This window comes from Nocardiopsis sp. NPDC055824 (assembly GCF_053616335.1).
This window is the reverse complement of the sequence record NZ_JBSHDN010000076.1, coordinates 1-23,683: the sequence shown is the minus strand read 5'-3', so window position 1 is coordinate 23,683 and position 23,683 is coordinate 1. Positions and strand designations below refer to the sequence as shown.

Annotated in this window: 22 protein-coding genes; 16 read left to right on the top strand and 6 right to left on the bottom strand. The window is 69.4% G+C overall.

What is annotated here, in order from left to right; genetic code table 11:
- The first annotated feature begins 210 nt into the window (after nucleotides 1-210).
- On the top strand, nucleotides 211-2,544 hold the full coding sequence (locus ACWGL3_RS16925; RefSeq protein WP_452461510.1) for a rhamnogalacturonan lyase: 2,334 nt from the start codon (nucleotides 211-213) through the stop codon (nucleotides 2,542-2,544).
- A 10-nt stretch (nucleotides 2,545-2,554) separates the two neighbouring features.
- Here the strand turns inward: ACWGL3_RS16925 and ACWGL3_RS16920 are convergent, their stop codons facing one another.
- Nucleotides 2,555-3,397 carry a hypothetical protein gene (locus tag ACWGL3_RS16920; RefSeq protein ID WP_267949867.1) on the bottom strand — a complete coding sequence of 281 codons (843 nt, stop codon included), beginning with the start codon at nucleotides 3,395-3,397 and terminating at the stop codon, nucleotides 2,555-2,557.
- A gap of 279 nt (nucleotides 3,398-3,676) precedes the next feature.
- On the opposite strand from ACWGL3_RS16920, the gene ACWGL3_RS16915 reads away from it, so the two are divergent.
- Nucleotides 3,677-3,868, top strand: a complete 192-nt coding sequence (locus ACWGL3_RS16915) for a hypothetical protein (protein WP_452461509.1) — start codon at nucleotides 3,677-3,679, stop codon at nucleotides 3,866-3,868.
- Between the two features lie 105 nt (nucleotides 3,869-3,973).
- On the opposite strand, the gene ACWGL3_RS16910 is transcribed toward ACWGL3_RS16915, so the two are convergent.
- Nucleotides 3,974-5,056: a LacI family DNA-binding transcriptional regulator gene (locus ACWGL3_RS16910; protein ID WP_378552651.1), complete on the bottom strand. Its 1,083-nt coding sequence runs from the start codon at nucleotides 5,054-5,056 to the stop codon at nucleotides 3,974-3,976.
- A 290-nt stretch (nucleotides 5,057-5,346) separates the two neighbouring features.
- On the opposite strand from ACWGL3_RS16910, the gene ACWGL3_RS16905 reads away from it, so the two are divergent.
- The 5 genes from ACWGL3_RS16905 (at nucleotide 5,347) to ACWGL3_RS16885 (ending at nucleotide 10,435) form a co-directional block, all read left to right on the top strand.
- A complete protein-coding gene (locus ACWGL3_RS16905; protein ID WP_267949870.1) occupies nucleotides 5,347-6,867 on the top strand; it encodes a sugar ABC transporter ATP-binding protein in 1,521 nt (506 codons plus the stop codon).
- Nucleotides 6,864-7,910: an ABC transporter permease gene (locus ACWGL3_RS16900; protein WP_267949871.1), complete on the top strand. Its 1,047-nt coding sequence runs from the start codon at nucleotides 6,864-6,866 to the stop codon at nucleotides 7,908-7,910. Before ACWGL3_RS16905 ends, ACWGL3_RS16900 begins: the two co-directional genes overlap by 4 nt.
- Nucleotides 7,894-8,979 carry an ABC transporter permease gene (locus tag ACWGL3_RS16895; RefSeq protein WP_267949872.1) on the top strand — a complete coding sequence of 362 codons (1,086 nt, stop codon included), beginning with the start codon at nucleotides 7,894-7,896 and terminating at the stop codon, nucleotides 8,977-8,979. Before ACWGL3_RS16900 ends, ACWGL3_RS16895 begins: the two co-directional genes overlap by 17 nt.
- Nucleotides 8,976-10,040, top strand: coding sequence for a rhamnose ABC transporter substrate-binding protein (rhaS, locus tag ACWGL3_RS16890; protein ID WP_267949873.1), 1,065 nt, complete (start codon nucleotides 8,976-8,978; stop codon nucleotides 10,038-10,040). Before ACWGL3_RS16895 ends, rhaS begins: the two co-directional genes overlap by 4 nt.
- 77 nt (nucleotides 10,041-10,117) lie before the next feature.
- The gene (locus ACWGL3_RS16885; protein WP_267949874.1) at nucleotides 10,118-10,435 is read left to right on the top strand and encodes an L-rhamnose mutarotase; all 318 of its coding nucleotides are present in this window, start codon (nucleotides 10,118-10,120) and stop codon (nucleotides 10,433-10,435) included.
- Nucleotides 10,436-10,532: 97 nt separating this feature from the next.
- Here the strand turns inward: ACWGL3_RS16885 and ACWGL3_RS16880 are convergent, their stop codons facing one another.
- Nucleotides 10,533-11,168 carry a hypothetical protein gene (locus ACWGL3_RS16880; RefSeq protein WP_267950374.1) on the bottom strand — a complete coding sequence of 212 codons (636 nt, stop codon included), beginning with the start codon at nucleotides 11,166-11,168 and terminating at the stop codon, nucleotides 10,533-10,535.
- A gap of 56 nt (nucleotides 11,169-11,224) precedes the next feature.
- On the opposite strand from ACWGL3_RS16880, the gene ACWGL3_RS16875 reads away from it, so the two are divergent.
- The 6 genes from ACWGL3_RS16875 to ACWGL3_RS16850 all read left to right on the top strand — a co-directional run bounded on the left by ACWGL3_RS16875 (nucleotide 11,225) and on the right by ACWGL3_RS16850 (nucleotide 17,906).
- Entirely contained in the window at nucleotides 11,225-11,509 is a 285-nt protein-coding gene (locus ACWGL3_RS16875) for a hypothetical protein (RefSeq protein ID WP_267949875.1), read from the top strand.
- A 1,860-nt stretch (nucleotides 11,510-13,369) separates the two neighbouring features.
- Nucleotides 13,370-13,618, top strand: coding sequence for a helix-turn-helix domain-containing protein (locus ACWGL3_RS16870; RefSeq protein ID WP_452461508.1), 249 nt, complete (start codon nucleotides 13,370-13,372; stop codon nucleotides 13,616-13,618).
- A gap of 144 nt (nucleotides 13,619-13,762) precedes the next feature.
- Nucleotides 13,763-13,948 (top strand): hypothetical protein, encoded by a 186-nt coding sequence (locus ACWGL3_RS16865; protein WP_452461507.1) that lies wholly within the window; start codon nucleotides 13,763-13,765, stop codon nucleotides 13,946-13,948.
- A complete protein-coding gene (locus ACWGL3_RS16860; protein WP_452461506.1) occupies nucleotides 13,941-14,474 on the top strand; it encodes a hypothetical protein in 534 nt (177 codons plus the stop codon). The genes ACWGL3_RS16865 and ACWGL3_RS16860 overlap by 8 nt, the downstream gene beginning before the upstream one ends.
- 348 nt (nucleotides 14,475-14,822) lie before the next feature.
- Nucleotides 14,823-15,065, top strand: a complete 243-nt coding sequence (locus ACWGL3_RS16855) for a hypothetical protein (protein WP_452461505.1) — start codon at nucleotides 14,823-14,825, stop codon at nucleotides 15,063-15,065.
- A 414-nt stretch (nucleotides 15,066-15,479) separates the two neighbouring features.
- Nucleotides 15,480-17,906: a bifunctional DNA primase/polymerase gene (locus tag ACWGL3_RS16850; protein WP_452461504.1), complete on the top strand. Its 2,427-nt coding sequence runs from the start codon at nucleotides 15,480-15,482 to the stop codon at nucleotides 17,904-17,906.
- A gap of 478 nt (nucleotides 17,907-18,384) precedes the next feature.
- On the opposite strand, the gene ACWGL3_RS16845 is transcribed toward ACWGL3_RS16850, so the two are convergent.
- A complete protein-coding gene (locus tag ACWGL3_RS16845) occupies nucleotides 18,385-18,708 on the bottom strand; it encodes a hypothetical protein (RefSeq protein WP_452461503.1) in 324 nt (107 codons plus the stop codon).
- A 97-nt stretch (nucleotides 18,709-18,805) separates the two neighbouring features.
- Between ACWGL3_RS16845 and ACWGL3_RS16840 the strand changes: the two genes are divergently transcribed.
- Together ACWGL3_RS16840 and ACWGL3_RS16835 are read left to right on the top strand one after the other, a co-directional pair.
- Nucleotides 18,806-19,543 (top strand): Scr1 family TA system antitoxin-like transcriptional regulator, encoded by a 738-nt coding sequence (locus ACWGL3_RS16840; protein WP_452461502.1) that lies wholly within the window; start codon nucleotides 18,806-18,808, stop codon nucleotides 19,541-19,543.
- Nucleotides 19,536-19,712, top strand: a complete 177-nt coding sequence (locus ACWGL3_RS16835) for a DUF397 domain-containing protein (RefSeq protein ID WP_452461501.1) — start codon at nucleotides 19,536-19,538, stop codon at nucleotides 19,710-19,712. The genes ACWGL3_RS16840 and ACWGL3_RS16835 overlap by 8 nt, the downstream gene beginning before the upstream one ends.
- Nucleotides 19,713-19,889: 177 nt before the next feature.
- Here ACWGL3_RS16835 and ACWGL3_RS16830 read toward each other — a convergent pair whose 3' ends face one another.
- Nucleotides 19,890-20,804, bottom strand: a complete 915-nt coding sequence (locus ACWGL3_RS16830) for a tyrosine-type recombinase/integrase (RefSeq protein WP_452461500.1) — start codon at nucleotides 20,802-20,804, stop codon at nucleotides 19,890-19,892.
- 171 nt (nucleotides 20,805-20,975) lie between these two features.
- Between ACWGL3_RS16830 and ACWGL3_RS16825 the strand changes: the two genes are divergently transcribed.
- On the top strand, nucleotides 20,976-21,731 hold the full coding sequence (locus ACWGL3_RS16825; protein ID WP_267949876.1) for a thioesterase II family protein: 756 nt from the start codon (nucleotides 20,976-20,978) through the stop codon (nucleotides 21,729-21,731).
- A 33-nt stretch (nucleotides 21,732-21,764) separates the two neighbouring features.
- On the opposite strand, the gene ACWGL3_RS16820 is transcribed toward ACWGL3_RS16825, so the two are convergent.
- Nucleotides 21,765-23,600: a glycoside hydrolase family 13 protein gene (locus ACWGL3_RS16820; protein ID WP_267949877.1), complete on the bottom strand. Its 1,836-nt coding sequence runs from the start codon at nucleotides 23,598-23,600 to the stop codon at nucleotides 21,765-21,767.
- Nucleotides 23,601-23,683 lie beyond the last annotated feature (83 nt).

Genomic DNA, 23,683 nt, shown 5'->3' with positions numbered 1-23,683 from the left:
GGCCGGGGAGGCGCGAGCCGGGGGCGGCGGGGGCTCCGCCCCGTCCCCGGGCCGGCGCGGGCGCTCCCCGGCCCGTCCGGCCGAAGGCGTCGGGGCCCGTTCCGCGGGCCGCCCCGCTCCGCCCTCCACGACCGGGGGCAGGTCGGGGGCCTTGGCTGGAAAGCGCTTGCCCAGTAGGGTGGGCCACCCCGGCACGAGGAGGCGCCGCCCGTGGACATCCCCCGGAGCCCCGTCCTGAGAAGAAGCCCCCTGGTCGCAGGTGTGTGCGCGGTCGTCCTGGCCGCCTCCGCCGGCCCCGCCCCGGCCGAGCCGCGGGACGGCCCGGGGATCCGGCTGGAGCGGCTGGACCGGGGCCTGGTCGCGGTCCAGGCCGAGGACGGCGTCCTCCTGAGCTGGCGGCTGCTCGCCCACGAGGTCACCGGGCACACGGACACCGGGCTCAGGGGGCCGAGGTTCGCCGTGTACCGGGACGGCAGGGGCATCGCGACCGTGGCGGACAGCACCAACCTCCTCGACCCCGGGGGCTCGGAGGACTCCCGGTACGAGGTCGTGCCGCTGCCGAGGAGCTCCGGCGGACGGCTCGACATCGGTCCCGCCGGCGAGGCGTCCGTGTGGGCGGACGGCCACCACGACCTGCCCCTGAGCAAGCCGGAGGGCGGCACGACCCCGGCGGGGGAGCGGTACGGGTACACCGCCAACGACGTGGCCGTGGGAGACGTGGACGGCGACGGCCGGTACGAGTTCGTCGTCAAGTGGGAGCCCACCAACGCCAAGGACGTCTCCCAGCGGGGGTACACCGGCAACACCTACGTGGACACCTACACCCTGGAGGGCGAACTGCTGCACCGCGTCGACCTGGGCGTGAACATCCGCTCGGGGGCGCACTACACCCAGTTCCTCGTCTACGACCTCGACGGCGACGGACGGTCCGAGCTGATGCTCAAGACCGCGCCGGGGACCAGGACGCTGTCCTTCGACGGGGACGGGGGCGTGACGGAGGAGTACGTGACGCTGCCGGAGGAGGACGTCGCGGCCGGCCACGGCCACGGCGACGACCACCGGATGAGCGCGGCGGACTACCACGAGCACCTGGTCGGGATGTTCCAGGACTGGCACGGGCACCCCGAGGTGGTGGCGGGGAACTGGCCGGGCACCGTGGAGGAGGCCCTGGGCCTGGAACCGGAGTACGACCACCCGCTCGACAGGGACGACGCCGCCGCGCTCGCGGACTTCTTCGTGGACGAGTACGCCCCGGGGCGCAGCGGGCGCAACCTGCTCCGGGAGTTCGAGGGCTTCGTCGTGGACGGCCCGGAGTACCTGACCGTCTTCGACGGCCTGACCGGCGCGGAGCTGGACACCGTCCGCTACGAGCCGGGCCGGGGCGACGACGGGCTCCTGTGGGGCGACTACGCCATGGCGCGCATCGAACCGGGCAACCGGGTCGACCGCTTCCTGGCGGGCGTGGCCTACCTGGACGGCGAGCGCCCGTCGGCGGTGTTCGCCCGGGGCTACTACACGCGCTCGGCCGTGGCGGCCTACGACTTCGACGGCGAGTCGATCCGCCGCCGCTGGCTGGCCGACAGCGGACACGTCCCGATGGACAACCCCTTCGACGCCTCGCCGCACGCGGGCCGGGGCTCGGACCCCGCGCTGGGCGCGCTGGCCGGACAGGGGTTCCACTCCCTGGACGTGGCCGACGTGGACGGGGACGGGCGCCAGGAGATCGTCTACGGAGCGGCGACGCTGGACGACGACGGGACGCTCCTGTACTCCTCGCACGCCCCCGGGCCCCCCGGAAGCGCGGTGGAGGGCGAGTACACCAAGCTCGGGCACGGCGACGCGATGCACGTGGGGGACCTCGACCCGGACCGGGACGGCCTGGAGGTCTGGACGGTGCACGAGGGGGGCGCGCACGCGCCCTACGGCTTCGCGATGCGCGACGCCGCCACGGGGGAGGTCCTCTTCGGCGGGTACACGGGCGTGGACACCGGCAGGGCCATGGTCGGCGACATCGACCCGGACGTCCCCGGGCTGGAGGCGTGGTCCTCGATGCCGCCCGGCGACGACGTCGAGGCCGGGCTGTGGAGCGCCGGCGGGGAGTACCTGGGGGACAGGACCCCGGGCACCGACATGAGCATCCGCTGGGCCGCCGACATGACCACCCAGGTCGTGGAGCGCACCGGGACCGGGGAGCAGGCGCAGGTCCCGGCGGTCGTGGACTGGAGGCGCGGCACGCTGCTCACCGCGGAGGGGACCCTCACCAACAACGGGACGAAGGGGAACCCCGCCCTCGTCGCGGACGTGCTCGGCGACTGGCGGGAGGAACTGGTCCTGCGCACCGCGGACAGCACGGCCCTCAGGATCCACACGAGCACCGAGGTGACCGACCGCAAGCTGCACACGCTCATGCAGGATCCCCAGTACCGGGTGGGCGCGGCCCGGCAGCAGACCGGTTACAACCAGCCCGCCCAGCCGTCCTTCCACCTGGGGTCGGACACCGACTGGGCGGGGGTCCCGGTGCCCGACGCCGTGTATCCGGAGTAGCCGTCGGGCGTCAGCCGTACCGGCGGCCGAGGTCGTCGCGCAGGGTCCCGTAGGTCGGCGCGAGGGCGCGCAGGATCCGGGCGGCAGCCCGGTCGTCGCCCGTGGCCACCGGGTACTGGAGCGATCCGAGCAGGCGCGCCTGGCGGGTCAGCGTGCCGGCCGCGGTGTCGCGTCCGACACCGCGCAGGCAGGCCGCGGCGTCCGTGAGGCGCCGCGCGCCGACCCGGATCGCGAAGTCGGCGAGGTGCTCGCGAAGAGCGGGGTCGCAGCCGTCCGCGACCCGGTCCGCGAGGGCCAGGACGGCGTCGCCGTTCTCCGGCCCCAGCCAGGACACCGCCCGGGGGACGATCGACTCGATCGCCTCCTCGGGAAGAACCCGGGAAATTCGGGTGAAATTCGAGCGGAGGGTGAAGGGGTCGCCGTATTCGATGTCCTCGGCCCGCCAGGCCGCCATGAAATCGGCGATCGGGAGCCTCGCGTAGGGATGTCCCCCGGGGTCGTGGAGGGTGACGCCGTCCTCGTCCGCGTCGAGCACGACGACGTAGTGGTCGGCGCCCACGGGGCCGGACCGGCCCGGCTGGTGGCGCAGGTGTCCCATCTCCACGGGGCCGGCCACGACGGGTCCGTCCGCGAGGTGGGAGGCGAGGCGGTCGAGCGCGGCCTCGGCGTCTCCGCCGCCGGTGGTCCGTGCCGCCCAGCCGAGAGCGGTGAGGGCGTCGTCCACGCCGGTCTCGGGCGTCCAGCCGTACGGGTCGAAGAAGGGCAGCGTCCCGCCGAGCAGCTGGGCGCCGAACGGGCTCCCGGTCACCGTTTCGACCACGCTGGGTGCGGGGGCGCCGGGCCCCATCAGCATGACCAGGCAACTGGAATAGCAATAAGGTCCGGAGCCATGATAAGGAATATCTTCCATGGCGTCATCGTGCCATTTTTCGAAGGAAAACGCGATCGCGGGAATTCGATGCTTCGATATCGCGACGGCGTTCCCGGATTCCCATCCGGCACAGCTCCCGGCCGTATGCGCGTGCCGGTCCGGCCGCCGACCGCGGCCCCGGGGCCTGCGCTACCGTGCGGACTCCGGCACCCGGCCGCGCACCGTGCCCGGGAGCGGTGCCGGACGGAGGAGGGCGCGCGGATGGGCTCGGTGGGCGAGGTGCTGCTGGCGGTCCTGGTCGTCGCCGTGGTGGGCGTGGTCCCGCTGGTCGTCATGGGGGCGGGCATGGTGCGCGAGATGTGGGACGGGTCCGGCCCCGGCGACGGCCACCGGGGCGGGGGCGAGGGCGGGGCCGGGGGCGGTGACGGCGGGGGAGGGGGCGGCGGCTGCTGAGAGCCCCCGGCCACGGCCCCGCGGACCCCCGCCGATCCGGTCCGTCATCGGCATCGCGGTGCGGGTGCGCAGCTCGTACCCGCCCACGGCCGGGACGCCGCGCGGTCAGGAGCGGTACGCGGCGGTGGACCCCCGCACCACCAGCTCCGGGGTGAAGAGGACGCGCTCGTGCCGGTGGCCGGGGTCGTCGAGCTCCGAGCGGAGCAGCCGCATCGCCGCGCGCCCGAGGTCGTACTTGGGCTGGGCGACGGTGGTCAGCCCCGGGTGGACCAGGTCGGCGAGGTCGACGTTGTCGTAGCCGACCACCGAGATGTCGTCCGGCACGCGCAGGCCGCGCCGCCCCAGGCCCTTCATGAGGCCGAGGGCGAGCTGGTCGTTGGCGCAGAACACCGCCTGCGGCCGCTGGCGCGGACCGCCGGCCAGCACCGCGTCCACGGCGCGTTCGCCCTGCTGGGGGTTGAGCAGCGGCTGCTCGACCACCCGGACGTGGGCGCCGGGGTCCATGCCGGACTCCGTGAAGGCGTCGAGCAGCCCCTGGTGGCGGCGCCGCACCTGCTCGATGGCGAAGGGCCCGGTCAGGAAGGTGACCCGCTCGTGTCCCAGGCCGATGAGGTGGCGCCCCGCGGCGAGGCCGCCCGCGTGGTTGTCGACGCTGACGCTGCACCCGACGTCCTCGGCGACGTCGCCCCGGTCCAGCGCGACCCAGGAGGTGCCCTGGTGGCTCAGCCACAGCAGGTCGGACAGGTCGTCGTCCACCGGCATCACCACCGCGCCCGCGGCGCGCTGCTCGGCGAGCAGGCGCACGTTGCGCCGCTGCCTGTCCTGGGCCTCGGCGGAGTTGAGGAGCACCACGGCCAGCCCCGCCCCGGCGGCCTCGTCCTCCACGCCGCGCGCGACCTCCGTGAAGAAGGGGTTGGTGACGTCCAGGACGAGCAGGCCCACGGATCCGCTGCGGCCCGACCGCAGGCTGCTGCCGGAGGAGTTGCGCACGTAGTCGAGCTCGGCGATGGCGGCCTCGACCCTGGCCCTGGTGGCCTCGGCGACGCGCTCGGGGCGGTTGAGGACGTTGGAGACGGTGCCCGGGGAGACCCCGGCGTGCCGGGCGACCTCGGTGATGCCCACGGAGGGGCGGGTGGATCGGGGCCTGGTGGACAAGGAGCTTCTCCCGGGGCGTGTTCGGACGGTCATCAGGGAACTGCGCGAACGCATGCTACTGATCCGGCCCCGATGCGCGGGGCATCATGCTCACACCCGGATTGAAACGTGTCAACAACCATCCCGTGACGGGGCCTTCCCGCGCCTCGGTATCCGGGGTCGGCCGACCTCCTCCCGGAGGCCGTTACCAGGGCGATACCTGGCAATTCCATGGTGATCCTCTTGACGGGGGTGTGTGTTCCACTTAACATCCCCTTCATATTAAAACGTTTTTGTAATGTTCGACGGATCCCCGTCGAACCAGCACCGGAAAAGGAGGGCACGTGGACCCGACAGAGGTCCCTCCACCCCTCGCGCTGGTGGACGTCACCAAGTCCTTCGGGAGCGTCAGGGCCCTGCGGGGGCTGTCCCTGGAACTGCGCCCCGGGGAGATCCACGCGCTGGTCGGCGAGAACGGGGCCGGCAAGTCCACCCTGGTCAAGACCATCGCGGGCGTACACCGGCCCGACAGCGGGCAGCTCCTGGTCGACGGGGTCCCGACCGCTTTCGGGGCGCCGGCCGACGCCCAGCGCGCCGGCGTCGCCGTCATCCACCAGGAGCCCACCCTGTTCCCCGACCTGTCGGTCGCCGAGAACATCTTCGTCGGCCGCCAGCCCCTCACCCGCCTGCGCACCATCGACCGCAAGCGCATGCGGAGCGACACCGGGGAGGCCTTCGCCCGCCTCGGCGTCGACATGGACCCCGACCGCCCCGCACGCGGCCTCTCCATCGCCGACCAGCAGCTCGTCGAGATCGCCAAGGCCCTCACGCGGCGCGCCCGGGTCCTGGTCATGGACGAGCCCACGGCCGCACTCTCCGGGGTGGAGGCCGAACGCCTCTTCACCGTCGCCCGCACCCTGCGCGACTCCGGGGCGGCCCTGCTGTTCATCTCCCACCGCTTCGACGAGGTCTTCGCCCTCTGCGACCGCATCACGGTCGTCCGCGACGGCGCGTTCGTCTCCTGCGACCCCACCCCCGACCTGGACGTGGACACCGTCGTGCGGCGCATGGTCGGACGCGACGTCACCAGCCTCTACCCCAAGGAGGACGCCGAACGCGGCGACACCGTCCTGGAGGTCGACGGACTCACACGCCGCGGCGTGTTCGCCGACGTGTCCTTCCGGGTGAGGGCCGGCGAGATCGTGGCCCTGGCCGGCCTCGTCGGCGCCGGGCGCAGCGAGGTCGTCCGCGCGGTCTTCGGCGTCGACCGCTACGACGCGGGCGCCGTCCGCGTCCACGGCACGCCCCTGCCCGCGGGCCGCCCCAGGGCGGCCATGGCCGCGGGCATGGCCCTGGTCCCCGAGGACCGCCGCCAGCAGGGCCTGGTCATGGAGTCCTCCATCGAACGCAACGCGACCGCCACCCGCCGCCGGCCCCTCAGCCGCTTCGGCCTCCTGCGCCCGCGCGCCGAGCGCGACTCCGCCCGCGAGTGGGGCGAACGGCTCGAACTCCGCTACGGCCGCATCGACGACCCCGTCTCCACCCTCTCCGGCGGCAACCAGCAGAAGGTCGTCCTCGCCAAGTGGCTCTCCACCGAGCCGAGGGTGCTGTTCGTGGACGAGCCCACGCGCGGCATCGACGTCGGGACCAAGGCGGAGGTCCACCGCCTGCTCTCCACCCTCGCGGGACGGGGGCTCGCCATCGTCATGGTCTCCAGCGAGCTCCCCGAGGTCCTCGGCATGGCCGACCGGGTCCTGGTCATGCACGAGGGCAGAATCACCGCCGAGATCGACCGCGCCGACGCCGACGAGGAGTCCGTCATGTACGCGGCCACCGGACAGCGACCGAACGGGGCCGCCCGATGAACGCACCCCCCGCCGCCCCCGGGGCCTCCGCGGCGGCCCCTCCCCGGACCCCCGGACGCCCGGCCCGGCGCCGGCGGCAGTTCCGCGAACTCGGCGTGCTGCTCGCGGTCGTCCTGCTGATCACCGCCACCTGGCTGCACAACCCAGGGTTCCTGTCCGCCCAGGGCGTCCGCGACCTGTTCCTGGGCGCCACCGTCCTGGCGGTCCTGGCCGCCGGCCAGGCCCTCGTCCTCATCACCAGGAACGTCGACCTCTCGGTCGGATCGGTGATGGGGCTGTCGGCCTTCGGCACCGGCGCCCTCTTCGTGGCCCTCCCCGGCCTGCCGGTCCCCGTGGCCATGCTCGCCGGCATCCTCATCGGCCTCGCGTGCGGGCTGGCCAACGGCCTGCTCGTCACGACCGCACAGGTACCCGCACTGGTCGTCACGCTGGGCACCCTCTACGCCTACCGCGGCCTCGGCCACTGGTGGGCGGACGGCGGCCAGGTCAACGCCACCGACATGCCCGCGTCCTTCCTGCTCCTGGGCCGGGTCGGCGTCCTCGGCGTACCGCTGCCGGCCGCGATCGCCATCGCCGTGGTCGCCGCCGTCGGCTTCTACCTCGCCAACCACCGCTCCGGCCGCGAGCTGTACGCCATAGGCTCCAACGCCGACGCGGCACGCCTGTCCGGCATCCCCGCGGGGCGCCGGATCATCCTGGCCTTCGCCGCCAACGGAGCCCTGGCGGGCCTCGCCGGGGTCCTGTTCGCCGCCCGCTACGGCACCGTCGACTCCACCGTCGGCACCGGCATGGAACTCCAGGTGGTGGCCGCCGCGGTCGTCGGCGGCGTCGCCATCGCCGGCGGCGTCGGCACCGTCTACGGAGCCGCCCTCGGCGCCGTCCTGCTCACCACCATCACCGCCGCCCTGCCCATCTGGCAGATCAACCCGTTCTGGCACCAGGCCGTGGTGGGCACGCTCATCCTGGCCGCCATCGGCCTGGACCGGCTGCTCGCGCTGCGCACGGCGCGCAAGCTTCGAGGAGGAGGTGCCCGTGGCGCCTGAACGCACCGCCGCCCCGGCCCGGGCGGCCGCACCGGACACGCGGACGGCCGGCTCCCGGGCCAGGGCCCTGCTCTCCGCCCGGGAGGCCCCCGTCGTCGGCGCGCTCGTGGTGGCCCTGCTCGGCGCCGGACTGTTCGTCGACATGTTCGCCACCGGCCGCAACATCGACTTCCTGGTGCTGAGCATCGCCGCCATCGCCCTGATGGCCCTGCCGATGACGCTCATCGTCATCACCGGCGAGATCGACCTGTCGGTGGCCAGCACGCTCGCCCTCACCAGCGCCACCCTGGGCGTGCTCTGGGAGGCCGGGATCCCCATCGAGACGGCCCTGTGGATCTGCCTGGCCGTCGGCGCGGCGCTGGGCGCGCTCAACGGGTTCCTGGTCACCGTCTGCGGACTGCCCTCCCTGGCCGTCACCATCGGCACCATGGCCCTGTACCGGGGGCTCGCCTACGTGCTCCTCGGCGACCGCGCCGTCGCCAGCTACCCCCGCGACTGGGTCGGCGGAGCCCGCGCGCCCTTCCTCGGCATCGAGGGCCTGCCGTGGATCGCCGTGGCCGTCCTCGTCCTGGCCGCCGCCTTCGCGGTCCTGCTCCACGCCACCGGGGTCGGCCGGTCCCTGTTCGACATCGGCAACAACGACGAGGCCGCCCGCTTCTCGGGGGTCCCCGTCGCGTGGACCAGGTTCTGGCTGTTCACGCTCAGCGGCGTCGTCGCCTCCGGCGCCGGGATCTTCTGGACCCTCCAGTACGGCACCTCCCGCGCCGACACCGCCTTCGGCCTGGAGCTGCAGGTCGTCGCCGCCGTCCTCCTCGGCGGGGTGTCCATCTTCGGCGGGGTCGGCTCGGTCCTGGGGGTCATGAGCGGCGTCCTGCTCCTCGGGACCATCCGCAACGCCCTCCAGCTGTTCGGCATCAGCAGCGAGGTCCTCCAGATCGTCACCGGCCTCATCCTCATCGCCTCCGTCGTCACCCCCAACATCGCGGCCCGGGTCCGTGCCGCACGCGAACCCGGCCCCCGACCCGCGGCGGACCCCGCGCCCGACCCCACCCAGGGAGAACCCTCATGACCGACCCCCGCCCCCGACACCTGCTGCTGGCCGCCTCCGCGTTCGCCGTGCTGATGACCGCCGCCTGCGGCGGCACCACCATCGACGACGCGCAGGAGGAGGAAGCCTCCGGTCCGACCGGTACCGCCGACCCGGACGCCGAGATCCCCGAGGGCCTCAGGATCGACTTCCTGCCCAAACAGCTCAACAACCCCTACTCCGACATCGTCAACGAGGGCGGCGCCGTCGCCGTCGAGGAGCTGGCCGGGGAGTTCACCGAGCGGGGCGGCACCGAACCCACCGCCGACTCCCAGGTCGAGTACATCAACGCGGCCAGCCAGGCGGGCAGCGACGTCATCGTCATCGCCGCCAACGACCCCGACGCGGTGTGCCCCTCCCTCGACCAGGCCAGGGACAACGGCGCCGCCATCGTCGGCTACGACTCCAACGCCAGCTGCACGGACATCTTCGTCAACCAGTCCTCCGACGAGCTCATCGGCCGCACCCTGGTCGAGATGATCTCCGAGCAGATCGGCGGCGAGGGGACCTTCGCCGTCCTGTCCGCCACCCCCAACGCCACCAACCAGAACTCCTGGATCGCCGCGATGGAGGAGGTCCTGGCGGAGGAGGAGTACGCGGACCTCGAACTGGTCGACACCGTCTACGGCAACGACGACGACCTCCAGTCCTTCCAGGAGATGCAGGGGCTCATGCAGTCCCACCCCGACCTGGACGGCGTGGTCTCCCCGACCACCGTCGGCATCGCCGCGGCGGCCCGCTACGTCAGCGACTCCGAGTACAAGGGCGAGGTCGCCATCACCGGCCTGGGCACCCCCAACCAGATGCGCGAGTTCGTGGAGGACGGCACCGTCGACTCCTTCGCGCTGTGGAACCCGGAGGAGCTCGGCTACCTCGCCGGGTACGCGGGAGCCTCGCTGAGCGCGGGACGCATCACCGGGGCCGAGGGCGAGACCTTCGAGGCCGGGGACCTGGGCGAGTACACCGTCGGGGCCGACGGCGAGATCGTCCTCGGCCCGCCGACCGTCTTCGACGCCGACAACATCGACGACTTCGACTTCTGATCCGGCCCACCGCAGTCCGCGGCGGGCGGAGGGGAGCCCTCCGCCCGCCGCCTTCCACCCACCGGGAGGACCACGCCGTGCAGCGTGTCTGCTTCATCCTCAAGGTCCGCGCCGACCGCCTCGACGAGTACCGGGAACGGCACGCCGGCGTCTGGCCCGAGATGCGCGAGGCGCTCTCCGCTGCGGGCTGGCACAACTACTCCCTGTTCAGCACCGACGAGGGCACCGTCGTCGGCTACCTGGAGACCGACGACTTCGACGCGGCCCGGGAGGCCATGGCGAGCACCGGCGTCAACGCCCGCTGGCAGGCCGAGATGGCGCCCTTCTTCGAGGGCCTGTCCGGCCGCCCCGACGAGGGCATGGTCCCACTGACCGAGCTCTTCCACCTGCCCTGACCCCTCTCCCGCCCTCCTCGGCGCGGGCCGCCCCCCGCGGGCCGGGCGGGTGGGCGGGGCCGGGGCCCGCCTGCGAGCTCCGGCCGGGGGCGAAGGGTCAGCCCGCGGGGAGCTCCACCCGGATCTCCCCGCCAAGGGAGGCCCCGCCCTCCAGTTCGAGGTCGTCGCCGCTCCAGAACCGCCCCGGGTCGTAGTACCCGGTGCGGCGGCCCCTCGGCAGCAGCCCCATCTCCTCGTAGGTCAGGGCGATCACCTCGGCGCAGTAGGCGGTCTCCAGCGCCCGCTCGCGCGAGCGCCTCCCGAACGGCAGGCGCCGCAGGGGCAGGCGACCGCGCGCCCACCTCGCCGCCAGCTGCGCGGTGGAGGGGAAGGGGGTGCCGTCGAGCCGCGCCACGGCGCGCAGGGCGGCGTCCTCCATCGCCCGGGTGGCCAGGGGGTCGAGCTGGCGGACCCAGCCCTGCTGCCCGTACTTGCGGCCCCACACCAGGACGGCGTCGCGGAGGTCGTGCAGCTGCACGCCGCGCTGGTGCCGTCCCGTCCACACGTCGGGCAGGGAGCGGCCCAGCTCCGCGTGCCACATCAGCGGTGGGAGGTCCTCCACCACGATGGACATGCCGACGTGGTTGACGGGGCTGTTGGTGGTGATCTGGATGGCGCGGTCGGGCACGCTCGTGCCCCGGAAGACCCACACGTCACCGGTCCGGGTGAGCTCCAGCGCCTCGTTCAGGGACATACTCGTGTCTGCCACAGGGATAGCCTAGGCACATGCGATGGTGGAAAGTCCTTGGAGTGGCCGCTTTCGTGGGCGTCGCGGCGACCGGCGCGGTGATCGCGCGCGCCGAGCGGCAGCGCCGCGCCTACACGCCCGAACAGGTCAGGGACCGGTTGCGCGCACGCGTCGCCGAGGCCGAGGCGGCCCAGGGCCCCGCCGCGTCCGCCCCGGCGCTCCCCGCGCCCGACGACCCCGGGATGCCCGCCTGGCGCCAGATGCTGCTCGGCGCCGTGAGCCGCCACCCCAGGGTCGACCGCGGCCCCGGCCACGAACCCCGCGAAGGCGGCCCCGACCGGGCCTGACACCCCTCCGGCCTCCTTCCGGGGCGTGCCCCCCCGGAGCCCCCGGCCCCCGGTCGGGCCCCGCCGGAACGGTGCCGGCCTCCCCGCCTCCGTCCGTCCCTCCGGGGCGGTGCGACGCCGTTCGGCGCCCGCCCCGCGCCGCCCGCTCCCGGTCCCCGGGTTTCCCCCGGCGCCCGGAGCGCTTCTCCCGCCCGGGGTTCTTCCCGCCGCTCGTGCCATGCCCGGCGGAAGGGGCATCCGCGTCCCGCGGCTCTCCCGCGCCACCGCTTTCCCTGCCGTCCCGCGGCCCCCTCGCGCCGCCCGGCCCGCCCGGAGCGCGTCCCTCCGCCGCCCCGCCTGTCGTGGCCGGCGGTCCGGTCCGGTGCGTTCGGTCACGGGGCGCGGCCCGTCCCCGACCGGCGGGCCGCGGCGTACCGCTGTCGTCGGGCCGGGGGACGCGCCGCCCCGCAGGGGTCTGACCTGGGCGGACGCGGACCGGGTGGCTCGTCGCGGGCCGCCCGGGAGCGGTCGGCCGCCGGGCCGCCGTGTGCTCGCCCTTTGTTACCGATGGGTATTACCGACTGGTAAAACACACATCCGGACATACATCCGAAGTTGCGAAAACCCTTGGTACTAAAGGGATCCGTGCGCCCTGGGGGGTGCTAGGAGCGCCTCTGGTGTGGCGAAAGCTCTGTTTATCTGTGGTGCGCCCCCTGAGTCCGGGACGCATGGGTAAGCGTACGTCTGACCAGCGTGTATGTGTACCCAAGCGACCCTGGGGAACCTGTGGCAGGTGGAGTAGTACCCCTGGGGCGGGTGCTGTGACCACACCCAGGGGCACCCTGTCACTGTGCTCATGAGTAACCCTGGGGCACCACTGAGACTGCGTTCATAAGGATGTGACCACACCCCGGGGTGCACACAAGCAACCCTGGGGCACCGCTGTCACTGCGTTCGTGAGTACCCCTAGGGTGCATGTCTCGCAAGCAAGTAACTAGACCCTGGGGCATCATCATTACTATCAGTTGCTTAGTGATTGTTATTAGTAACAATACAAGGTGTTGTCACTAGTAACTTAATGAGTGCAATATGTAACTTGTATTACTAATAGATGCATAGTGATTGCTATGTGTAACAACACCCTTGTGATGCAAGGGGGCGCTCATGCATGACCCCCCGTGTCCATGTCGTGGTACCGAGGCACCCTTTGTGGAGACCGCCAACCACCAACCACCGCGCTGTGTCTGGGATGCGGGGTCGGCGGCGGAATCATCGCACCACTAGCGGTAGTCGCCGGGTGGCGCTCGGTGTGGGACTCGGGTAGGGGTGCCGGGTCGTGGTGAATGAGCGTGGGACTCCTACAGTCGTCCGGCGTCGGCGCGGCGGGGAACGGTTGCTTGGGGCACCGGGTTCGTGGTGTCTGGTGGTGTGCGGTGGGCGCTGGGGGTGGTAGCCATTTCGCGCCACCACGCAGGCGGCGCAAGGTGCCCGATAGAAGGCGTAGCATTTTTGACCCCTTGGGACAAAGTGTCTCAACGACCGCCGGTCCGTGTTGCTCGGAAAAGTAGCAGGATCCCCCGAATTGGATGCGCCAGTTGCCTTACCGTTTCTTGTCGCACTCCTGCGACCTCTGAACCAGCTGGAAGAACTGCCGTTAACGGTTTTCGGGGCGGAAGCTGTTTCAAGACTTTGGGGAAATGCGATAAACGGTTTCCGTTGTTTTTGAGGCGAGGTCAAGAATAGGTCAATGGAAACCCCCTATAGAGACAAAGAGTCCCAAGAATGTCCAGATCTATATGATACAATTCAATAGTAAGGTAGCCATGCTCTCAAGATGTCGGGTCAAGGGGGCGAATTACTCAGACTATTCCAAGGAGAGTCATGGACTCCGAAACCCTTTGGGTCCCTCGATACGCCCATACCCGGGAGCGAGCTAAGTACGCTGCGACCCTTTACCTTTCCGGAACTCCGGTGCACGAGATCGCGCGACGCCTCCAGGTCTCAGAAAAGACCGTGTACCGATACCTCGGTCCCGGAAAGCTGATGCTCAAAGCGGAGTTGGAAGCCCTGAAAGCGACCTACGAAGCCGAGACCGCGCGCACGGGGAAGCCGATCCGGAGGACCTCGTGAACCGATCCCGCATCGTCGTTCTCGCTGTGAAGATACTGAAAATCAACCGCTGCCTCGACTGGTCGACAGCATGGGGTCTTGCTTCCATGCAACTGCGATCCGAGGAACTCCAGGAGCAGCTACGAAACCCAACTAGGAGAAACCATGAGGAAGACCAAGTTCACCCCAGAGAAACTGCCACCAGAGATTCCCTACACGACTAAAGAGCAGCGGCGTGCGGAACGGGACCGGCAGCTCGAAAAACAGCGTCGGATCAGGGAAGACCGCAAAATCCTTCGCTGTCCCAACGGGCCACACCCCCACCCGCACCCAGAGGTGCTCAATGGGTGACCCAGCGATCAACGAAATCAGAAAGCGTCTCCGAGGACGGGGCGACCCTGCTGAAGAGAACCGTCACGGAGCGGATCCAACGCTTCAAAAGATTCGGGAACAGGTCGACGCTCGGCGCTCCTCCGACTTGCAGGAGTTCGCCGTCGAACAGCAGCGGGCGGCAGTCGAACAGCGCCGCCGCGATGATGCGTGGATTCGCGAACGCGCGGAGGACCTTGGCGCGACCGACACGTTTCTCGACGCATCGGATCGGGCGGCAGCGCGGAAGCAGGCGGAATCCGAACTCAAGGCGCTACGGGATGAGGAGTACGCGGAATACCAGAAGCAGGAGGACTACCGCAAACTCCGCGCGGTCGCAGAGGCGGACTCGCCGGTCTCACGGATTAACGAAATCATCGACGCGGTGAAGTCCGCAGGGACCATCACCACCCAACAGCGGTTTCAATATCATGCGCTGTCGCGCTATTTCCGCTCGCGAGGGGACACCCCTCCGGCGCTGGAATCATTTCTTCCAGAGGAACAGTAAAAGACTTTATCAACCTGGTCGCGCCCAACACGGGGCATAGCTGCGACCAGGTCACCAGACTCCGTAGTCGGATGACTGCGTTGAGTCACACTCGGGTTCCGGGAATCCGGGGTGGACCCCCAAGACCGGCTCCGGCTCCGGTCTTGGGGGTCCACGCATCCCGGGAGCTGTTTCTACCCCAGGGGTCGCGGAACGGCCTCTCCAGGTGCCTGCTCATCGAACGGACCCCGGTCACGGGGTGCCCTTCAGCGTCACTTTTTTCCTTGCGGGCTCAGGGGGTGGCGGATCCGCTCGCGCGGCAACGGGCGTGTGGGGAGTCTCCTGGAGACACGACAACGAAGGAGGACCATGCACGTGAGGCCGCATCTCGAAGTCCGGCACCCCTGGATCGCCGCCGCCCAGCAGCGGGTGCGTAGGGAGGAGCGCCGGAAGGGTCACGCACCCCCGGGCGCGCTGGAGGAGGCGCGCGAAGCCCTCCACCATGCGCGGGTTGCGGCGGTGGCGGAGCTGGTGGCAGGGGACTTTACGCGGGAGCAGCTAGAGGAACTGGTGGCACTTTTGGAGGCTGCTCTGGGGGAGTTCGGTAACTAGCGGGGTTTTTGGACTCGTTGACACACGACCCTGGGGCACGTTTCATGGGAACAGAGAGGAGGTGGCGTCATGAAGGAGAAACCACCCCGGTGATCGGGAAGTGGTCACAAAGGTGCGCCGATGCGTCTTACGTGCGCGGGATGCCAGGAGAAGAAGCCCCAGGGGGAGTTCCGTCAGCTTTTGAGCTGCGGGGGAATCGAGTACAGCTCGTTCCGCTGCTTCGGATGTGAGAGCTGGTGGACGCGACTCCGGTACCGCTTCGGGCGCGGTGACTTTACAAAGTGAGCGCTTTGTAAAGGTATAATAGAAAGAGGCGACCCGTCGTAAATCGGGTCGCCTCAATTGGAACAGGAAGCAGGGTCAAAATGTCAGGTTGCAAACGGGGCGCACGAAGCCCCAGGAGTGGATCTCACTATGAGTATATCAGAAGTAAACGCTGTTGACAAAACACCCTACCGCGACGGAGCCCCGATTTATGCGGAGGCGGGATGGGACGGAATCATTCCCATCCGTCGAGCGAAGAAGACCCCGGCGCTAGCGGGGATCACCGGGCGGGATGGACTCCAGGTTCCGGCGGAAATGTCCCTCCGGTACCACGACGAACCCACGTACGCACACTGCAACATCGCTATCAGGATGCCTCTCGGAGTTGTTGGCATTGACGTTGATGACTACGACTCCAAGTCCGGCGCGACGACCCTTGCAGAACTCGAAGCGGAACTGGGTCAGCTCCCCCGGGTTCCGTATTCCTCCGCGCGAGGTCCGGGCGTGTCTGGTATCAAATTCTTCAAAGTCCCCGAGAATCTGGAACTCGAGGGTGTCGCCGGGAAAGACATCGAGATCATCCAGCATCATCACCGTTACGCCCTCGTTTCCCCTTCGATTCATCCGAAGACGGGAGAGCAGTACCGCTGGTACCACGCGGACGGAAGCGTTTTCATCGGAGTTCCGCACCGAGACGAACTCGAAGACCTCCCCGAGGCGTGGGTTAACCGCTTCCGTGTGGAAAGCAAGTCCCGCGAACGGAACGGAATCTACTCCGGTGACGCTGGTTTCATGGAAAGGTTCTCCTGCGAAGGCGATGCCGGTCTCGTAGGGGAGATCGTCGAGCGGTACTACGAGAGAGAGTCCGACTCCTGCGCTCACGACGCCATGGTGTCCGTGGCGTTTTGGGGAGCGTGCTTGGCGGTGCGGGGGGAAGTCTCCGCCACCGAGGTCCGGGACGCCCTCGAAGCGGCGTTCCTCGGAACCGCCTCCGACGACCCCGGGGAAGAGTCCCCGGAATCCGAGTTTGCGAGGATCTGGGCACACGCGGCGGAAGGTGCGGAGACGACCTTCACCGACGAAACCGGGGAGCTGGTTGCTGAGATACCAAAAAATGGATCGGTCTTCGTTGACAACTTTTCGAAAGCGATTACCGATATCGTCGACCTGTTGAAGGGAACTCCGCTTTACCAGCGCGGGGGTCGACTGGTTGAAATCGGAGCAGGGGGGAAGATGATGCAGATCAACCGGGCGCGCCTGAGTTCCGTCTTGGTGTCTTCGGGGGTGCGGTTCCTGAGAAAGGGGAAGAAAGGCCCGGTGTCGGCGCACCCCACAGGAGGAGTTCTGGATGCAGTCCTTGAATACCGGGAATTCCCTGTTCCCGAACTCAGAGGTGTCGTCACCGCTCCGTTCTTTCAGGGGGACGAAATCGTCACCACACCCGGGTACCACGCGGCGAGTCGGACTTTTATGTCCCCTGAGTTGCCGTGGCGCGAGATTTCTGAGTACCCGTCGGGGGACGAAGTCAGTCGTGCGAAGGGGCTCCTGGAGGAACTGGTTAGGTTCTTCCCGTTCTCCGGTGAGCACTCGCGAGGGAACTTCTTTGCGTATCTCCTTACTCCCCCTCTCCTGGGACGGATCGGGGGACCCGTGAAGGGTTTTGTCTTCTCTGCATCGTCGCCTCGCAGCGGGAAGTCCAAGCTCGCGTACACGGGGTACACGATCTGGAGTGGGACCCACGGAAACCAGTTCACGAAACAGGCGGATCACGAGGCGCGCGACGCAATCAGGGCGTACAACACTCCGGGAGCAGTGTACGTCTTCGACAACTTCGACGACGGACGACAGCTCAAGAACTCCGCGTTGAGTTCCGCGCTGACCACGACAGGGGAGGCCACTTTCGAGAAAGTGGGAACTGACGAAGGGATCACCGTGAGCGTGGACAAGATCCTTGCGTTCACGGGAAACAATATCGGGGTCGTGCGTGACTTCGAGGACAAGGTCGCGTGGGTACGACTCGTACCGAAGGTGGACCCCACGACCCGCGAAGACCTCTTCGACTACGGGAGCTTCGTACGAGAAGAGCGGGTCAACCTTGTGTGGGCGGTGTTGACCTTAATCAGGGCGTACGACGTTTCCGGAAACAAGGACACCCGTGGCAGGGTGGACGGCTTCGAGAGCTGGAGGGACCACGTCGGTTCGATTCTGCGGTTCCATGGTCTCGCTGGGGAGATCGACCCGCGCGAGGACGTGAATGCCTCCGCAGACTGGGCGGAGGACGATCGTGTCTACCTCGAAGCGGTCGCGGAATTTTTCGGGGGAGAGAGCTTCCTTTCTCGTGACGTTGTGGAGCGCACGGGAGAGGACTCATTCGGGCGTCTGATTTCTCCGGACCTTGTTCCACGGAATCTGGCGGACAACTGGGACCCGCAGGTATCCGCAAGAAAGCGACAGTCTGCGGTCGGGGGGTTCCTGGACAAGAGGGTCGGTCAACTGGTCAGCGGGAGGATACTCACCGCGACGCGCGACGCCCAGCGGAGGAAAGTGTACAGGTTCGTGAACCCCGACGAGGCGTGACCGCAGGACGACACGGGGGCGATCCGGAAGGTTCGATTCGCCCCCGTGTCGTTCGGATCGTGAAAGTCTCGGACTTTCACGGTACTTTCACGGTACTTTCACGGTACTTTCACGGTACTTTCACGATTGCGACAACCCCTGCGGTTGGTGGGTTTTCGATCACATATAACCCTGAATCGTGAAAGTTGAAAGTCTCCTCGGAGTTCTACTGAGTAAAATCTACTGTCCCCTTGTTTTTCGCTAGTAGAGATCCGGGGGAAAAACTTTCAACTTTCACGATTTCGGACGTTTTTCCACCAACCGCAGGGGTTGTCGCGCGTGAAAGTCTCCGGGGGACTTTCACGATCCACCTCCAGTCGCCTCCCTTCGCATGTGAGTAGTAGCTCAAAGTGACAACAGGGTCCACCGACCGGCCTCCGGGAGCCTGCCCCCACCCCTCCGAGGGGCAGACCCCTGGACACCGGTCGGTGGACTCGGGTCACCGCAGCATCGGAAGTCGCTTGGGCAGCCTCGGCGTCGGGCACACCCCCGCGCGGGTCCGGATGACCTCCTCCACCACGAGGTGCGGGAAGCCGCAATCCAGGTACATCCTGGAACCGGAGCCGTTGAGCCAGGTGTACAGGTCGTAGTCGTTGACGGTGACCTCGGTGCCACCGAGGTATTCCCCGCACACCAGCGTCGGGAGCTTCTCGGGTGACCAATCGTGTTGCAGATACGTCACCCCGACCGCCAGCTGTCGGGACTCGAATTCGTGCTTGAGGTACATCAACCTCGTCAGCGGGGAGGGCGTCGCGCGTTCCATGTGAGTACGGTCGCCTCTACCTCCCACGTTGCGCCACATCCCGAGGGATTCCCGGGTTCCGCTGACACGTACGGGGAACCCGTGTACAACGTGTTGCATGGGATTCCCCGAAGCTCTCGCCCGGCACCTCCAGCTCTCCGGGATGACGCAACGTGCGCTGGCAACGCGATCGAAGGTTTCGCCGGCGTCTTTGTCTCGGTACCTCTCGGGGAAGACGAACCCCTCTCGGAGCGCCGTCGACGCCCTGGACACCGCCTTGGACGCCCAGGGGGCGCTACTAGAAGCGTGGAGATCCTCAGTCTCCGAGGAACTTCCGGCGTTCCTCCGTGATGTCGACGCCCTGGAACGGAACGCTTCCCGGATCGACCTTGTCTCCCCGGGGACTGTCCCCGGACTGCTGTGGTCCCCTCGGTACGCCGAAGCGGTGTACCGCGCCGGAAGGAAGGTCCGCGACGTCAAGGGGTTGGCGCAGCTTCGCTCCGAACGTCTTCCGCAGCTGGACACCTCGGTGCACGCGGTGTTCCCCGCGACGGCGCTCCTCGGAGTCCCCGAGGCGTTGCGCCGCGAACAGGTCTCCCACCTCCTGGCGCTCCCGGACTCGGTGACTCTCCACGTTCTCCCGGAGCGGACGGTGCTCCTAGGAATCCCGGGACCGTTTGCTCTGTACCGCCTCCGGGACGGCCGCGAGGTCGCGACGTCCGACCACTTAGAGGCGGACGCGATCTACGGGGACTCCGTCCTCCCTCGGGTTCGCGAACTCCTACGGGATGCGCTGGCAGTAGCCTTACCCCCAGCAATGGGTCATGAAGAGCTGCGGAGGATACACGGTGAGTGACGACTGGTTTACATCGAGCTACTCGGGGTCGTCCTCGAACTGTGTCGAAACGAGAATCAGCGAGAGAACCGAGGTCCGGGACTCGCAGAACCCCGAGACGGCGACGCTTGCGTTCCCTGCTTCGGAGTGGACCTCCGTAGTCGCCGGACTCACGCTCAAGAACCCCTAGGACCCTCCAGGAGCTCCCGAGGCGAACGCTGCCGGGCGTGGGTTATCTCCGCGCGTAAGGAGCTTCGGGAGGTTCTGAACGTCGCTCAGCGACGCTCTCAGAGCTTCTGTTTTTTGGGATCGCTACACGAAGGACCCCGCTTCCCGGAGAGGAAGCGGGGTCTCATGTGTCTCGGTGTCAGAGCCGGTTCCCGGGTGAGTGTCGCCGCATCGCGCTGCGGGCTCTGCGCTCCCGTCCGCTGACGCCGTACCTCCGGGTGATCTCCAGGGGAGAGGACCAGCCCCCGATGGTCATGGCATCTTGTACCGAGCCCCCGTCCTCCAGGAACGAATCGAGCCACCCGTATCGGAACCGGTGCGGGTGGACGGGATCCACTCCGGCGTCCCTGCACTTCCTGATCAGGGTTTGGCGAATCGTGTTGTACGCCATCCGTCCACGTGTTCCCAGGAAGAACGCGTCCTGTTCCGCCAGCGGGTGCGACATCCGCGACCGCGCGTACTTCCGCAGGGAGACCAGCGTGGCGTCACCGAAGGGAACGGTTCTTGGACCGGTCTTCCCGGACACCAGAACCGTCCCGTGTTCCCAGTTCAGGTCTGAGGTGTCGATCCCTCGGAGTTCGCCCACGCGGATGCCGGTGTCGTACAACAGGCGCAACCACGCTTCATCGCGTCTTGCGTGGAACAGCGACCGCGTCGGCGCTGCGATCAACCGCCGCACCGTCTCGGGGGAGACCCCTTCGACCACGGGGATGTCCGCCGCCGGTCGCGGAACCTCGGAGACAGGGTTCCTTGTGAGCCAGTTCTCATCCTGCTTCATGACGTAGCCGAAGAAGGCGCGCGCATCGATGTACAGCTTCAACACCGAGGACTCCGCGATGCCGGACGCCGCTTCGTCGTACAACCACCGCTGGATCCTGCGAGGGGTGAACTCCGAGGGATCCGCGAGCGCCTCGGGGTGGTGGTCCCGGCACCAGGTGCCCAGCTTCCGCAGAGTGTGCCCGTAGTTCAGCAGTGTCCTCGGTGACCGCTTCGCCAGCTTCAACCCCACCAGATAGTCGTGGGTAAGTTCCTCGAAAACTGTTCCTGCGTCCATGTCAAACCTCTGTTTACCAGGAGCTTTCGCCACACCCCAGTGAGTCCGGGAGCGGTCGGCCGCCGGGCCGCCGTGTGCTCGCCCTTTGTTACCGATGGGTATTACCGACTGGTAGGTTCTCCCTGTCGCGACGACCGCGAGCCGGCCGGGAGAGGAAGCAGGGGGAGAGCAGTGCACGAGGGCGTCCTGTCCAGGCTCAGACCGGTCCCCGACAGCCGGTTCCGGCTCTTCCTCCTCCACCACGCCGGCGGATCGCCCCTCGGCTACCGCCCCTGGGTGCGCCGCTTCCCCGACGACTGGGACGTGTGCCTGGTGGAGGCGCCCGGACGCGCACACAGCGCCGACGCGGAGCCCTTCCGGGACGCCGGGGAACTGGCGGAGTACCTCAACGGGCGCGTGGGCCACGAGCTGGACCGCCCCTTCGGGCTCTTCGGGCACAGCATGGGCGGGCTCGTCGCCTACGAGATGGCGTCGCGGCTGGCCGTCGGGGACCGCAGGCCCTCCTGGCTGGGGGTGTCGGCGTGGAGTCCCGCACCCGGCCCCGAACGCGACCGTCCCCGGCACCTCCTGCCCTCCGACCGCCTGCGCGACGGCATCGCCGCCATGGGCGGGACCCCCGCCGCGGTCCTGGCCGACCCCGACCTGTGGCGGCTCGTGGAGCCCCTCGTCCGCGCTGACCTCGAACTGGTCGACACCTGGCGGCCGGAGCCCGGCGCGGAGAGGCTGCGCGTGCCCCTGTCGGTCTTCGGCGGCGAGGACGACCCCGGCATGCCGCCCCGCCGGCTCGACGCCTGGTCCGACCACGTCGACGGCCCGGTCGAACGGCACTCCCTGCCCGGCGGGCACTTCTACTTCGTCGGGAGCATCGACGACGTGACCGGGCGGATCACCAGGGACGTCCGCGCGGCCCTCGCCGCGGGCGTGTAGTCCCCGGCCGCCGCCCGGCCCCGCCGCCCCGCCTCAGCCCCCGACGGCGATGACGTAGCCGGGCCCGTCGGCGCCGAGCACCACCCCTCCGGCCCCGTCCGTCCCCAGCCGGACGCCCCCGCCCGAGGCGGCGGCCTCCGGCCGGGCGGCGTCCAGGTCGGCGGGCGCCGCCGCCACCGGCGTGTGCGGGCCGTCGGCCAGGTGCACGAGCACCACCTGCCCGGCGAGCGTCCTGACGAACGTCATGTGGTGCGGCCCCGCGTCCAGCCAGCGCAGGCCGCCGGTCCTCAGGGCGGGCAGCTCCCGCCGCAGCGCCAGCAGCCGGGTGTACGCGTCCAGGATGCCCCGGTCCCACGCGCCGGGCCGGTGCCAGGGCATGGGCCTGCGGGCGTTCTCCCCGTCGTGCCCCTCCAGGCCGATCTCGTCGCCGGCGAAGAGGAACGGGGCGCCGGGCAGCGTCACCTGGGCCGCCACCCCGACCTCGTGCCGCAGCGGGTCGCCGCCCACCACCGTCCGGAACCGCGCGGAGTCGTGGGTGCTCAGCGCGTTGACGCTGTGCGTCAGCACCCGCCACGGCAGCCCCGCGTTCGCCGCGCGCATCGCCCGTACCGCGTCCTCGGCGCCGTTCCGGGGCAGCGGTGCCCGGGTGGTCAGGTACTTCACCTCCTCCGGCGCGGTGTTCAGCCAGCTCCACACCGGGCGGGTGAACCCCGCGTAGTTCATGACCCCGTGCCACCCGTCGTGGTGGGTGTCCGGCCCGGCGTCGTGGAAGTGCTCGGCCAGCAGCCACGACCCGTCGCCGCCGCGTGCGGCGTCCACCTCGCGCATCCGCGCGGCGATCTCCCCGGACACCTCCCGGTTCAGGTCCTGGGCGCCGTGGCGCCCGGTCATGTTGGCCACGTCGATCCGCCAGCCGTCCACCGGGTCCTTCCCGGTCAGCCACCGCACCAGGACCGAGTCGTCGGCGCCGTAGACCCTGCGGCGCAGCTCCACCGAGGCGTAGTCCAGTTTCGGCAGCGTGCGCACCCCGAGCCAGCCCACGTAGTCGTCGGGGTGCTCGGTGAAGTAGTAGAACCCCGCCTCGACCGAGTCCGGGTCGGCCCGGGCCGTCCGGAACCACTCGTGGGCGTCCCCGGTGTGGTTCGTGGTCAGGTCGCCCATCACCCGCATGCCGCGCTCGTGGGCGGCCCGCACCAGCTCGCGCAGCGCCCGGTCGCCCCCCAGCAGCGGATCCACCTCGGAGAACGTGGAGGCGTTGTAGCGGTGCGTGGACCGCGCGGGGAACACGGGGGTGAGGTAGACGACCTCCACACCCAGCCGCGCCAGGTGGTCCAGGCGGCGGCGCACCCCGTCGAGGGTCCCGCCGAAGTACTCCAGGGACGCCGTCCGGCCGAGGCCCTCGGGCTCGTCGTCCCAGGAGCGCGGCAGCGCCCAGTCCGGGTGCTCGGCAGGGGGGTCGGTGGAGTCGTCGTCCCGGGCGAACCGGTCCGGGAAGACCTGGTAGACGCTCGTGCCGGGAACCCACGCGGGGGGCGGCGGCCCGGCGAGCAGCCGGAAGTCCCCCGCGTCGGTGACCTCGTGGCCGTGGGCCCCCTCCTGGTTGAGCCACGTGTACCGGGCTCCCCGGACGACGGCGAACCGGTACCCGGTCACCACCGGGCGCAGGGCGACCGACGCCTCGAACCAGGCGGTGCCGCCGACCGTCCCGGCCTCCTCGGCCCGGACGAGGACGCCCTCGCCGTCCTCCACGACGCGGACGTACACCGCGTCCGCGCCCCCGGGGACGCGCACGCGCAGGACCGCCTGCCCGTCCTCGACGCGGACGTGGTCGGGGGACCCGTCGTGGTGGGGGTCTCCGGCGAACTTCATGGGGCTGCTCCGGTGCGCTCGTGTGCTGGGGCGCCCGCCCCCCGGGGGGCGCACGCGACCGGACCCCGCCACACGGGCGGGGC

Excerpts from the sequence above, each read along its gene's own strand:
- ACWGL3_RS16920 (WP_267949867.1), bottom strand. The coding sequence starts at position 3,397 with ATGCTGATGGGGCCCGGCGCCCCCGCACCCAGCGTGGTCGAAACGGTG.
- ACWGL3_RS16880 (WP_267950374.1), bottom strand. The coding sequence starts at position 11,168 with ATGTCCCTGAACGAGGCGCTGGAGCTCACCCGGACCGGTGACGTGTGG.
- ACWGL3_RS16845 (WP_452461503.1), bottom strand. The coding sequence starts at position 18,708 with ATGGAACGCGCGACGCCCTCCCCGCTGACGAGGTTGATGTACCTCAAG.
- ACWGL3_RS16910 (WP_378552651.1), bottom strand. The coding sequence starts at position 5,056 with ATGACCGTCCGAACACGCCCCGGGAGAAGCTCCTTGTCCACCAGGCCC.
- ACWGL3_RS16855 (WP_452461505.1), top strand. The coding sequence starts at position 14,823 with ATGCACGTGAGGCCGCATCTCGAAGTCCGGCACCCCTGGATCGCCGCC.
- ACWGL3_RS16915 (WP_452461509.1), top strand. The coding sequence starts at position 3,677 with ATGGGCTCGGTGGGCGAGGTGCTGCTGGCGGTCCTGGTCGTCGCCGTG.
- ACWGL3_RS16865 (WP_452461507.1), top strand. The coding sequence starts at position 13,763 with ATGAGGAAGACCAAGTTCACCCCAGAGAAACTGCCACCAGAGATTCCC.
- ACWGL3_RS16840 (WP_452461502.1), top strand. The coding sequence starts at position 18,806 with ATGGGATTCCCCGAAGCTCTCGCCCGGCACCTCCAGCTCTCCGGGATG.
- ACWGL3_RS16860 (WP_452461506.1), top strand. The coding sequence starts at position 13,941 with ATGGGTGACCCAGCGATCAACGAAATCAGAAAGCGTCTCCGAGGACGG.
- ACWGL3_RS16900 (WP_267949871.1), top strand. The coding sequence starts at position 6,864 with ATGAACGCACCCCCCGCCGCCCCCGGGGCCTCCGCGGCGGCCCCTCCC.
- ACWGL3_RS16870 (WP_452461508.1), top strand. The coding sequence starts at position 13,370 with ATGGACTCCGAAACCCTTTGGGTCCCTCGATACGCCCATACCCGGGAG.
- ACWGL3_RS16850 (WP_452461504.1), top strand. The coding sequence starts at position 15,480 with ATGAGTATATCAGAAGTAAACGCTGTTGACAAAACACCCTACCGCGAC.
- ACWGL3_RS16820 (WP_267949877.1), bottom strand. The coding sequence starts at position 23,600 with ATGAAGTTCGCCGGAGACCCCCACCACGACGGGTCCCCCGACCACGTC.
- rhaS (WP_267949873.1), top strand. The coding sequence starts at position 8,976 with ATGACCGACCCCCGCCCCCGACACCTGCTGCTGGCCGCCTCCGCGTTC.
- ACWGL3_RS16830 (WP_452461500.1), bottom strand. The coding sequence starts at position 20,804 with ATGGACGCAGGAACAGTTTTCGAGGAACTTACCCACGACTATCTGGTG.